Source organism: Chryseobacterium sp. UYP7 (assembly GCF_056279225.1).
This window is the reverse complement of sequence record NZ_JBWBQW010000005.1, coordinates 1-12,616: the sequence shown is the minus strand read 5'-3', so window position 1 is coordinate 12,616 and position 12,616 is coordinate 1. Positions and strand designations below refer to the sequence as shown.

The 12,616-nt window shown below is 33.0% G+C and carries 8 protein-coding genes; 6 read left to right on the top strand and 2 right to left on the bottom strand.

Features of this window, described 5'->3' with window-relative positions; translation table 11 throughout:
- Window positions 1-3: 3 nt before the first annotated feature.
- Complete coding sequence (locus ACZ9HT_RS10930) at window positions 4-1,611, bottom strand: hypothetical protein (protein ID WP_476040528.1); 1,608 nt, start codon at window positions 1,609-1,611, stop codon at window positions 4-6.
- Window positions 1,612-2,055: 444 nt separating this feature from the next.
- Here ACZ9HT_RS10930 and ACZ9HT_RS10925 point away from each other — a divergent pair, with 444 nt between their 5' ends.
- Window positions 2,056-3,624 carry a type I restriction-modification system subunit M gene (locus ACZ9HT_RS10925; RefSeq protein ID WP_476040527.1) on the top strand — a complete coding sequence of 523 codons (1,569 nt, stop codon included), beginning with the start codon at window positions 2,056-2,058 and terminating at the stop codon, window positions 3,622-3,624.
- Between the two features lie 57 nt (window positions 3,625-3,681).
- Window positions 3,682-4,839, top strand: a complete 1,158-nt coding sequence (locus ACZ9HT_RS10920; protein WP_476040526.1) for a restriction endonuclease subunit S — start codon at window positions 3,682-3,684, stop codon at window positions 4,837-4,839.
- A 22-nt stretch (window positions 4,840-4,861) separates the two neighbouring features.
- Here the strand turns inward: ACZ9HT_RS10920 and ACZ9HT_RS10915 are convergent, their stop codons facing one another.
- Window positions 4,862-6,046 (bottom strand): restriction endonuclease subunit S, encoded by a 1,185-nt coding sequence (locus ACZ9HT_RS10915; protein ID WP_476040525.1) that lies wholly within the window; start codon window positions 6,044-6,046, stop codon window positions 4,862-4,864.
- A gap of 137 nt (window positions 6,047-6,183) precedes the next feature.
- Here ACZ9HT_RS10915 and ACZ9HT_RS10910 point away from each other — a divergent pair, with 137 nt between their 5' ends.
- The 4 genes from ACZ9HT_RS10910 (at window position 6,184) to ACZ9HT_RS10895 (ending at window position 12,570) form a co-directional block, all read left to right on the top strand.
- Window positions 6,184-7,110, top strand: coding sequence for a tyrosine-type recombinase/integrase (locus ACZ9HT_RS10910; RefSeq protein WP_476040524.1), 927 nt, complete (start codon window positions 6,184-6,186; stop codon window positions 7,108-7,110).
- Window positions 7,111-7,276: 166 nt separating this feature from the next.
- Window positions 7,277-8,182, top strand: a complete 906-nt coding sequence (locus ACZ9HT_RS10905; RefSeq protein ID WP_476040523.1) for an Abi family protein — start codon at window positions 7,277-7,279, stop codon at window positions 8,180-8,182.
- Between the two features lie 15 nt (window positions 8,183-8,197).
- Window positions 8,198-11,065, top strand: a complete 2,868-nt coding sequence (locus ACZ9HT_RS10900; protein WP_476040522.1) for a type I restriction endonuclease subunit R — start codon at window positions 8,198-8,200, stop codon at window positions 11,063-11,065.
- Between the two features lie 77 nt (window positions 11,066-11,142).
- A complete protein-coding gene (locus ACZ9HT_RS10895; RefSeq protein ID WP_476040521.1) occupies window positions 11,143-12,570 on the top strand; it encodes an RNA-directed DNA polymerase in 1,428 nt (475 codons plus the stop codon).
- Window positions 12,571-12,616 lie beyond the last annotated feature (46 nt).

Below are 12,616 nucleotides of genomic sequence, written 5' to 3'. Positions count from 1 at the left end.
TGTTTAAGATAATTCTTGAGTGATATTTTGATAAAGTTGACTGCAACATGCCACCGCTTCCTGAAAAAGCAGGGTAGAAGCTTCCGACGACCTTGACGCTGCACCCGGGAAATTTTGATCCGGCTCCTTCACATAAGAAATGATTTCTTTCATAGGGCGGTTCATTACCAACCTTTCCGGAACCTCTGGTGCGAAAAAAGAAATAAGCTCCCACAGATAATGAAGATTGAGCGTATTCGGAATATAATGCGAGTAGTGATAAAGTGTTCCGAGAAACAATTGCTGAAAGATACTGCGTAGGTAGATGATGTGGGTCTCGTGAAAGGCGTGGCAGCCAAACCCGATATTCGCCCAATGCACTTCAATAATTTTTTTCCGATCCTTCCAGTAATTCCTCACCAAAAGATCCCGCTCTTGTTCAATTTTTTTCGGAAAGTTAAGAACAGCACGGCGCTGATCAATCAGGTGGTCCCGATGAAGATACCGGTCGATAAATCCGTAGAACAAAACATAGTGTTTCTTAAGCCACTCTGTTTTGTGCAGGATAATGGTGAACTCCTGTTCCGGAAAATGAGGGTTGATGAGGTGCTGAATTCCCTGCAAATGGTTGATTTTCAATTGTTCCCCTACTATAATCACTAGGGTCTTAGATCTTTTTCCTGCTTCACTTTCTAGATGATGGAGGAAGATATAATCAGATTTAAAGTGCTCGTTAATAATTTGGGAAATTGTACTCGGAAGATCAGGTACAGACTTTTTCACTACTGCTTTAGGTGGGTCATACACCGAAGCGTACTGATTCCAAGATAAGGTTTGTGCCAATTTGCGGTGAAAAAGATTCGACAGGTGATGTTCTAAGACCTCCTTTAAAAAGCCGACATATTTAAGTTGCTCATCGATGCGATCCTGCGTAATGTTAAGTGGTGTTTCAGTTAAAAATTCGGCGATCGCATCAAGTGAAATTTTACGCATCGGATGACCTACACCAGGAATATAATGTTCCATAAAAGCCAGTATTTTGACCCCTTCAAAATTTGGATGCTGCGGTCTGGGCATAAAAAAGTCACGGAAAGCGGAAAATAGTTCTGCATAAACCGTCTTGATGCCGGTAGCCACCACCTCAACAGACGAATTCGTGAATTGATTGTTAATAAATTGCTCCTCATACACCCCGCATTGCCTGATAATAGGCGTGATCCACTGTTGAAAAAGTTTTTGATTTTTCGCCTGCTTGTCCGAATACAGATTCTGAAACACGCTGTTCCAACTCTTTTCCGTGCGGGCGTAGATGAGCTGCCGGGTATGACAGGTAAATAGGATGGTACTGAAATGAAGATTAAGCTGCAGTCCATGCGCTGGATATTGGAGGATGCTAATCATAACCTGGTGTTGTTTCAAACTACTCCGAATCCACATTTCCTGCGACAATTTTTCGTTTAATTTATTTTCCGTTTCCTTACCTAAACTGATAATAATGGTGGGCACTGAACAGAAATACTCTCTCGACAGAAATACCATTTCAATAGGATAGTTCATAACCAATTGCTGAAGATTCTTGCAGATTTCTGCTGCCAATTGTTGCTGCGTGATAAGATTAAGATAGGTTTTCATCGTGCTTTATTTTGATGTTGACAAAGCAAAGGAAGGGGAGAGAGTGGGGATAATCTATTCGCGCGGGGAATAAAATACCCGGTGGTGATTCGTAATGTTAGGATTTGAAACAGAAAGGAGTGGGGAAGCTGAAGTGATGATCCGCAGCACGCCCAAATTTTTCTTCGTAAAAAATGCGGATATATTATTCAGTGATGACCCAACAGATAAAAGTGAATAGTAAATAATGCGAGATTTTGCGATAATCTCGCATTATTTACTATTTCTCATTAAATCTTATTTTAATTAAATTTTTTTAACTGCGACACAATTATGATATTTATATCAAAAATTCAAAAAACCAAAGTTTTTTACTATCATATAGGATTGTAAGGAGGTACGTAGTTTTTGGTTATATTTGGCAAAATATCGAATACCCCCAAGAACTTTAATTAAGGATTTAAAATGTCAGAAGAACAAAGACGTCAATTGCAGCAACAACTTTGGAATATCGCCAATACTTTAAGAGGGAAAATGGATGCCGACGAATTTCGGGATTACATTTTAGGATTTATTTTCTACAAATATCTGTCTGAGAAGATTCATTTTACAGCCAACAAAATTTTATTAGATTCTGGAGAAGATATTGATTACAATGATGTTGATGAAAATACTGAAGAAGGAAAAGAAATCGTTCAGGCAATTTATGAAGAGGTTGTAGAGGATTTAGGATATTTCTTAAAACCATCAGAGCTTTTCAGTAATATTGCGAAGAAAGGGCATCAAAAAGAAGAAGGGAAATCTAACTTCATCCTTGCTGAACTTTCAAAAATTCTTACGAATATTGAGCAATCGACTTTAGGAACTGATAGTGAAGATGATTTTGATAATCTTTTTGAAGATCTGGATTTAACATCTTCCAAATTAGGGAAAACAGAAGATGAAAAAAACACCCTTATTTCCAAAGTATTGTATCATTTGGATGATATTGATTTCAACCTTTCCGATACCAATGCAGATGTTTTAGGAGATGCCTATGAATATTTGATTTCACAGTTTGCAAGTGGTGCAGGCAAGAAAGCGGGGGAGTTCTATACGCCGCAACAGGTTTCTACCATTTTGGCAAGAATTGTTACCAGCAGAAAATCACAATTAAGGTCTGTTTATGATCCAACTTGCGGAAGTGGATCTCTGCTTCTTCGTGTTGCTCGTGAAGCGAAAGTAAGCGATTTTTACGGTCAGGAAATGAACCGAACTACTTATAACTTGGCAAGAATGAATATGATTCTGCACGGTGTCAATTACAGTAATTTTGATATCAAGCAGGAAGATACGCTGGAAAAGCCCCAACACCTTGACAAAACTTTTGATGCTATTGTTGCCAATCCGCCTTTTTCTGCGAACTGGAGCAGTAATGCGCTTTTATTGTTAGACGAAAGGTTTTCACAATATGGAAAACTAGCGCCAGCTTCCAAAGCAGATTTTGCTTTTATCCAGCATATGATTCATCATCTGGATGAGAATGGAATTATGGCAGTGGTAATGCCTCATGGTGTTTTGTTCCGCGGTGCAGCAGAATTGGTTATTCGAAAATATCTGATTAAAGAAAAGAATTATCTGGATGCTGTCATCGGTTTACCTGCCAATATTTTCTTTGGTACCAGCATTCCGACCTGTATATTGGTTTTCAAGAAATGCCGAGAGCAAGATGAAGATGTTCTGTTCATTGATGCCAGCAAAGAATTTGAAAAGCAAAAAAATCAAAATGTATTGCTTCCAAAACATATTAATAAAATTGTTGATAGGTACCAGGAAAGAAAGGCAGAAGAGAAATTCTCTCATCTCGCTACGTTGCAGGAAATTGCTGACAATGATTACAACCTAAATATTCCTCGTTATGTAGATACTTTTGAAGAAGAAGAAGAAATCGACATCCAAGCGGTAATGGCGGAAATCAAACAATTGGAAGCCAAACGTATCGAACTCGACAGTCAAATTGAAGTTTATTTAAAAGAATTAGGATTAGTAAGTTAAATTTTTTTGACTTTAGAATATCCTTAATTTTTATAGCAGTAACAATAAATTATCAAGATGACAGAAAAAAATAAAAGTATCAGAAATTTTCCAAATTTGCGATTTCCGGGGTTTCATGGAGACTGGGAAATGAAACAACTAGGTGAAGTTTCGGAAATAAAAACCGGAAATAAAGACACTCAAAACAAAGTTAAAAATGGGATTTATCCATTTTTTGTTAGGTCAAACACTATTGAAAATATAGATAGTTATTCATATGATGGTGAAGCAATTTTAACTTCTGGTGATGGAGTTGGAGTTGGGAAAAATTTCCATTATATAAATGGACGATTTGATTTTCACCAAAGAGTTTATTCAATTAGAAATTTTAAGGAAGGATTTGACGGGAAATACATATTCAGCATTTTTTCAGAAAAATTTTACAACAGAGTAATTCGTTTAAGTGCAAAAAACTCTGTTGACTCTGTTAGAATGAATATGATTTCAGAAATGAAACTTTCATTTCCTATGTTAAATGAACAACAAAAAATCGCTTCATTTCTATCATTAATAAATGAAAGAATAACAACCCAAAAGAAAATAATTGAGGATTTACAAATAACCAAAAAAATTGCGTCTACAAGATTGTTCAAAAAAGGATTTTCTAATAAAGAGCAGTGCAATTTTAAAAAACTTGGAGATTTAACTTATGCAGTTAATAAGAAAAATAAGGAGAATCTTAAATTAACCGTTTATTCAATTAATAATAAAAAAGGATTTGTGAAACAATCCGAACAATTTGAAGGTGTCGATAGTGATGAAAGAGGTTACGACATTTCTTTATACAAAATTATAGATAAAGAAACTTTTGCATATAATCCAGCTAGAATAAATGTTGGTTCAATTGGCTACAGTAGATGTTTAGAAAACATTATTGTGAGTTCATTGTATGTTTGTTTTAAAACAACAGATGAAGTAAATGATGAATTTCTATTTCAGTATCTTAAAACTGATTTATTTAAAAAAGATGTTTTAAGAAATGTTGAAGGCGGGGTTAGAGATTACTTGTTTTATGAAAAATTCTCAAGAATAAAAGTAAATTTACCTAATATTGATATTCAAAATAAAATTGCAAATTTTTTAAAGCTTTTTGATGAAAAACTCACTTTAGAAAATGAATTATTAACAAATTACGAAAATCAAAAAAAATATTTACTTGCCAATTTATTCGTCTAAAACATAGCCTTGACAAGGCTGTTTAAGCAAAAAGATTTGCCAAAAGGTACTTCTTTTGAGTTTCGTATTGAGCTAAAATTTTCTTTTCCGTTTCTATTTTTTCTTCGATGGAAGAAAAAAAGTTTGCTATTTTATTCTGTTCTTCCAATGAAGGAAACGGTAATTCAATTTCAGAGAAATATGCATAACTTATCATCTTACCATCTCTTATTCCTTCAAGTTTTTTATTTAACAACTTGATATAAGATTCTGATTTTAGAAAATATTTATAAAACTGAGAGTTTATTGGTATTTTATTTTTCAATATAATGTAAGCGGGACTACATATACCCTCATAATTAGAGTATTCGATACCTCCTTGGAAACTTCTGAGGCTAATGATAAAATCACCTATTTCAACTATTTTATAACTTTCGACACTTTTGTCGGTTACTGAAATTTTGTAGTCTATTAGACCCCTTGGTATTGCACCGTATTCTTGAGTAATAGCAAGAATTGGTAAATCAGAATTATGATTCTTGTTTGTTACACTCTTAAAGACTTCGTTTCCTAATTTTATTTTCCACTTCGAAAAATCTAAATTTTGTTCATTTTTTAATTTTAGTTTTTGAGTAAAAAGTTTATAAATTACACCTTTGAATAATAATTCTAAGTTGTCAATTATTTTCTTTTGGGTTCGTACACGAGTTTCAATAAGAGACAAAAATATTGAAACTTTACTTTGTTCGGAAAAATTAGGAATTGCAAGTGGGAGATTATAAAAATCTTCACTTTTAACATTCATTCTATCATCTCTTGCGCCATAATTAGCAATACTCCTCATATAATGATGCCATACTTTAGACTTGAACAAATATTCTAAAAATGGAATATCAATATTAATTTCTTTAATTCGAAAAACAGTATAAAGTGGGGAAACTAAACCTGTTAGATTAGTTTTGTTAACATTCATAGCACCAACTTCTGCTGTAGAAGAAAGCCTTGGATTATAAACAAAATCAAAAGGTTCTACGACATAATATCCACCTAGATTTTCCCTGTTTGCAATGCTTTTGTCAAAATAATCGCTTTGTAAAACAATTCCTTGGACCGCTGAATTAGAAAAAATAGTTGCAATTTTATTATCATTATTTTTATTGATTACTTTTTCAGCAACCTCATTTAAATGATATTTTTTCCAATCTCCTGTAAATTCCGAGAACCTCAACTTAGGCACATTTCTCTTATTTGGAAAACTAAAGATTAATAATTTCCAAACTTAAATTCCACAGAATTTTCTTCTCAAATCCTTTATTCATATCTTCTTTGAATTTAACAATTTAATTTAAAATCAAAAAGAAAATTATGACAACACAAAAAACATTTGCACAAATCGTAGAACTATGGAAAAAAGACAAACAACTCTATGTGAAAAAATCGAGCTTTTCGGCGTATGTGCTTTTGCTAGAGAACCATTTGTTACCTAAATTTGCAGAAGTAAATAGCATCGAAGAAGAGGAAGTTCAGCAATTTGTTTTTCAAAAATTGGAACAGGGATTGAGCCAGAAAAGCATCAAAGATGTGCTTATCGTGTTGAAAATGGTCATGAAATTTGGGGCAAAATATAAATGGATTCAGTACACGCCATTTGACATTCAATATCCAACAGTACGTGAAAATCAAAGTATTGAAGTTTTAACCAGAGCTAATCAGAAAAAAGTGATGAATTATATTCAGGAGCATTTTACATTCCGGAATCTTGGCGTTTATATTTGCCTTTGTTCTGGAATGCGTATTGGAGAAATCTGCGCACTCACTTGGGAAGATATTGATACGGATAACGGGATTATCAACATCAGAAAAACCATTCAACGTATTTACATTATCGAAGATGGCAAACGCAGAACAGAATTGCTTCTCGATACCCCCAAAACTAAGAATTCTATTCGGGAAGTTCCGATGAGTCGAGATCTTTTACGAATGTTGAAACCTTTTAAAAAAATTGTCAATCCTTTGTTTTATGTTTTGACCAATGATGCCAAACCCACCGAACCGAGAACTTACAGAAGCTATTATAAAAATCTGATGAAGCACCTGGAAATTCCAGAAATTAAATTTCACGGATTACGCCATAGTTTCGCCACACGTTGTATCGAAAGCAAATGCGATTATAAAACGGTGAGTGTTTTACTCGGGCATTCCAACATCAGTACCACTTTAAATCTGTATGTTCATCCCAATCTGGAACAGAAGAAAAAGGCGATTGACCAGATGTTTAAAGCATTGAAATAAACATTTACCGTAAGACGTTTGTAAGAGATTAAATTTAATTTGTATCTTTGCAGCAACAGTACACACCGCGCTACCCATAAGAACAGCGTCCCAGGGTGTGTCTTTTGCTTTTTAAGAAATAATTCTTGTGAAACTTTTTTGTAGTTTTACAAGAATTATTTTTTTTATGTTCGAAAAGAAACCAACGACGCTTCAGGAACAGATTGAAATTCTAAAGGATAGAGGATTAAGGGTAGAAGATGAAAAATTTGCAAAACATTACCTTTCTCACGTAAGTTATTACCGATTGGGAGAATATTGGTATTCGATGCAATCGGATAAAGAAAATCATGTTTTTAAGGAGGGTAGCAAATTTTCAGATGTGATTCATCTTTATGAATTTGATAGGGAATTAAAAATATTACTCTTTGATGTTATTGAAAGAATAGAGATCAGTCTTCGGACAAAATTGATTTATCATCTTTCTCACGAATTTGATGCGTGGTGGTTTCAAAACTTTGATATTTTTAATGATAGTTTGGCACTCACAAAAACACTTGCTTCTATTGAAGAAGAGGTTTCCAGAACCAAAGAGAAATACATCAAAGAACATTTCAAAAAGCACAAAGATGACCAGAGGTTTCCTCCAGCTTGGAAAACATTGGAACAAACCAGTTTTGGATCCTTATCAAAATTATACGGCAATCTTAAAAATACCGTAGAGTCAAAAAATATTATTGCCGTAGAATTTGGTGCAGTCAATCACACCTATTTACCAAGTTGGTTGCAGTCTATTGCCCAAATAAGAAATTATTGTGCACACCATTCCAGATTGTGGAATAAAAATTTACCAGGAACCCCCAAGCTTTTATCTAATCCTCCTTTTGATTGGATTGAGACTATTCCCAAACAACACGAATTTCCTCAAATCTATATTCATCTTTCCTTAATGAAATATCTTATCAACATCATTCATCCGGAAAATGATTTCACAAAGAAATTAACAGACTTATTTAAAAAATACCCTTCTGTAGATCCCAATGCTCTCGGAATGAAACCCAATTGGGAAAGTGAAAAGCTTTGGAATAAATAATTTAAGAATTTAAAAATGTCCAGTCAACCCGAATATATCCTCGAACAGAAATTAGTAGAGCAATTACTGCAATTAGGTCATAAAACAGTCAAGATTTGCAATGAAGCAGATTTGATTATCAACCTGAAAATGCAACTTGAAATTCATAATAAAAAACAATTTTCCACTAAAGAATTCGAGATGATTTTAAATCATCTTGCCAAAGGAAATGTTTTTGAAAAAGCTAAAACATTGCGGGATCGATTTCAGTTTACAAAAGATGATGGAACTTCGGAATGGATAGAATTTATCAATCAGGAAAGCTGGTGTCAGAACCAATTTCAGGTAACCAATCAAATTGCTCAGGAAGGAGATTACAAAAACCGGTACGATGTCACGATTCTTGTCAACGGATTGCCTTTAGTTCAAATAGAGCTCAAACGCCGTGGTTTGGAAATGAAAGAGGCTTTCAACCAGATCAACCGTTACCATCATCAGTCGTTTAGTACTGGTAAAGGTTTATTCAATTACGTTCAGTTATTTGTCATTAGCAATGGTGTCAACACAAAATATTATTCCAATAATGCCAAGCAGAGTTTTAAACAGACTTTCTTTTGGTCAGATGAGCACAATAATAATATCAGACAACTTGAAGATTTTGCGCAGGCTTTCCTAGAACCTTGTCATATTGCCAAGATGATTACTAAATACATTGTGCTGAATCAAACGTATAAAATTTTAATGGTGCTTCGACCATACCAATATTATGCAGTAGAAAAAATTGTTGAAAGAGTTAGAAATACCGAAAACAACGGATTTATTTGGCATACAACAGGTTCTGGTAAGACGTTGACTTCATTTAAAGCAAGTCAGATTCTGAAAGAGATTCCAAAAGTGGAAAAGGTTGTATTTGTGGTAGATCGGAAAGATCTGGATTATCAAACACAGAAGGAATTTGATGCTTTTGAAAAAGACAGTGTTGATGCTACCGAAAATACTGCACATTTGGTGAAGCAACTTTCCGACGGTACCAAACTAATTGTAACGACTTTACAAAAACTGAATACTGCAATTACCAAAGAAAAACACGGTAAAAAAATAGAGCGGTTAAAAGATAAAAAAGTCGTTTTCATTTTTGATGAATGCCACAGAAGTCAGTTCGGAGAAACCCATCAAAATATCAAAAAATATTTTCAAAAGGCACAAATGATTGGCTTTACTGGAACACCAATTTCGGAAGTGAATTCAGTGGGGAAAATAGAAGGAATTGCTGCAACTACCAATATGCTTTTCAAAGAGTGTCTCCATAAATACGTCATTACAGATGCCATCAGAGATGAGAATGTTTTGAAATTCTCGGTAGAATATGTCGGCAGATACAAGGAAAAAGAGGGAAGTAATACTTATATCGACACGGAAGTAGAGGCGATTGATACGCAGGAATTATTGGCGAGTCCGAAACGATTGGAAAAAATTACAGATTATATCATTACCGAACACGGAAGAAAAACCCATCAGAAAACATTCAATGCGATGTTTTGTGTGAGTAGTATCGATGTTTTACAGAAATATTATGACCTTTTCCAAAAGAAAAAAGAAGAGGGAAAACACAATCTGAAAATCGCAACAATTTTTAGTTACACAAGTAACGAAGATTCAAAAGATGCAGATGGAAATCATCAGGAAGAAGATGAAGTATTTGGAATGGTAGCGGAACCTCGTGCAGAATATGGTTTTAATCACAGCCGAAATATATTGGACCGATACATTGGTCATTACAACCAAATGTTCGGAACTAATTTTTCAACTAGAGACAGCCAAACTTTCTATAACTACTATAATGATATTGCCAAAAGAGTTAGGAATAAAGAAGTGGATTTGATCATTGTGGTCAATATGTTTTTGACGGGATTTGACAGTCCGCAATTAAATACTTTATTCGTTGATAAAAACCTGAAATATCACGGATTGATTCAGGCATTCTCCAGAACCAACCGAATCATCGGAGAGAAAAAATCGCAGGGAAATATCGTTTGTTTTCGCAATCTTAAATCTGCGACAGATGATGCGGTGACTTTGTTTTCTAACAAAGAAGCCATCAAAGAAATCATTATTCAGCCCATTGAAGATTATATTGAACTATTTAAAAATTCTTTAGAAAAATTAAAATTGGTTGCGCCCGAAATTCAAAGTGTAGATGCTTACCAAACAGAACAAGAAAAGTTTGAATTTATCACTGCATTTCGAGAATTATTGAGGGTTTTAAATGTTTTGAAATCCTTTGCGGATTTTAGCTTCGATGACTTAGGAATAGAAGAATTTGAATTTGATGGCTACAAAAGCAAATATCTTGATATTTGGACTTCGCTAAAACATCCTCCTAAAGAAAATGGAAAAGTCAGCATTTTAGACGATGTGGATTTTGAATTGGAACTGATTCATCGCGATGAAATTAATGTGAGTTATATTCTTATGCTTCTTGCTAATCTAAAAAACTCCAATTTGAAAGGCGACAAACTGGAGCAAAAGAAAAAAGAAATCCGCGAAATCCTTTCGGGAGATGCTCAGCTGAGAAGTAAAAAAGAATTGATAGAAAAATTCATAGACGAGAATTTGCCACATATTCCAGACGGCGAATCTGTAAGCGATGAATTCGATAATTTCTGGAGCAAAGAAAGAACTGATGCTTTTGAGAAAATAGCCGTCGAAGAATCTCTAAACAAAGAGAAATTCCAGGAAACGATCGACAGCTTTCTTTTCACTTCCAAAATACCTAAAATGAGCGATGCCTTAAAACTCTTAGAAATTAGACCTCAATTGAAAGAACGAAATAATATTGGAAAAAGAATTATTCAAAAAGTTCAGGATTTTGTGGAGGTTTTTATCGATGGAGTGGCGTCGTAATTATGACTTTAGTATTGTAAACAACATGACGATATGAGTTTGCGTCTCAAAATATAAAATATAAAAAAATATAAGTAATGGCAAAAGAATTTACTTTTGGGTCTGATCAAGTAGCTAAAGAAGAATTATTTTTTACGTACCGTAAAATTAAAAGGGAACTTTATTATGAAAGAGACTATCATTATATAGATAAAATCATCAAATTTGAGCAAGATCTTGATGTAAATATAAATCTTATAAAAATTAATTTAAGAAAGAAGAATAAAGATTTTTTTTTATTAAAAGAAAACCTCGGTAATTCTAATTTTGTTTTTAAGAATATTAAAGTAAAGCCGATTAATGATAAGCTAAAAGTTAAAAGCACTCTTCCAAATATTGAACGCAATTTAGTTGAAATTGAAAAGTGCAGTTTTAGGTATTTAGGAGAAGTTTCAGTTATCTTTCAGATTATAGGTGGGATTTGGTTAAATAGGATAGGTCATAAAATAGATAATGTATTTCCTAAAAATTTATATGGATGTAGATTAAAGAATAATGATAAATCTATTGAATTACCATATTTCAAGCAAAATCATACTATATATAAACCTTACTTTTCAAATTATCAAAAATGGCAAAATGATTTATTTACCTCACTGGATAGTAAAGATGACAAAGATTTCATTGTAGTAACGACTGATTTTAGCAAGTACTACCATTCTATAAAAATTGATGTATTAAAAAGGAAGGTTGACCAACTGATAGAAGAATCAGAAATTAAGTTGACAAAAGCTGACCGATTCATAAATAATTTATTATTTGATATGATTGGTTCTTTTAACAATTTCAATAATAAAAAGTACAGCTGGTTCAAAGAAAATAAAATAAATCCTTCTGAATATGGTCTACCTTTAACTTTGAATGCAAGTAAAATGTTATCAAATCTTTTTCTTTTAGATTTTGATAAAGATATAATTAACAATCTAAAACCTATATATTACGGTAGATACGTTGATGATATTATTTTAGCAATCGAATTAGGTAATGAAAAAGCGGATGAATTAAACTTCAGTGCGATTCTTGATAATAAGTTAAAGAATTTTAAAATTGAGGATAATAATTTGTATGATAAGCACGACCCTAACTTTAAATTGAACTTCAACATAGATAAGGAAAGCATCTTTATTTTTAATAGTACTTATGATAAAGTAGAATTAAATAATCTAAAAAAAGTAATAAATAAAAATTCTAGTGAATGGAATCTTTTTCCAGTTACTGAAGAATACGACGATCCAGGTAAAATCGATTTATTTTATAATATAAATGAACAATGTGAAGAAGTTAGCAGCATAAGAAAGTCAAATGGTTTGGTGATAAAAAGAAATAAATTTGTAAGAGAAATAATAAACTTCGAAACTAATATTAAATTTTATCAGCATAGAATTTGGCAGAAAAGATTAAACAACTTTTTGGATGTTGTAAGCTCCCCCGAAAACAGTACGATTCAAAAGTATAAAAATTATTAACTTTAAATCGTAATTATTATCATGAAAAAAAGCATTTTCAGTCCTG

What these genes read in the sequence shown, in the direction of transcription:
- ACZ9HT_RS10910 (WP_476040524.1), top strand. Translation starts at nt 6,184, where the DNA reads ATGACAACACAAAAAACATTTGCACAAATCGTAGAACTATGGAAAAAA.
- ACZ9HT_RS10905 (WP_476040523.1), top strand. Translation starts at nt 7,277, where the DNA reads ATGTTCGAAAAGAAACCAACGACGCTTCAGGAACAGATTGAAATTCTA.
- ACZ9HT_RS10925 (WP_476040527.1), top strand. Translation starts at nt 2,056, where the DNA reads ATGTCAGAAGAACAAAGACGTCAATTGCAGCAACAACTTTGGAATATC.
- ACZ9HT_RS10930 (WP_476040528.1), bottom strand. Translation starts at nt 1,611, where the DNA reads ATGAAAACCTATCTTAATCTTATCACGCAGCAACAATTGGCAGCAGAA.
- ACZ9HT_RS10895 (WP_476040521.1), top strand. Translation starts at nt 11,143, where the DNA reads ATGGCAAAAGAATTTACTTTTGGGTCTGATCAAGTAGCTAAAGAAGAA.
- ACZ9HT_RS10920 (WP_476040526.1), top strand. Translation starts at nt 3,682, where the DNA reads ATGACAGAAAAAAATAAAAGTATCAGAAATTTTCCAAATTTGCGATTT.
- ACZ9HT_RS10900 (WP_476040522.1), top strand. Translation starts at nt 8,198, where the DNA reads ATGTCCAGTCAACCCGAATATATCCTCGAACAGAAATTAGTAGAGCAA.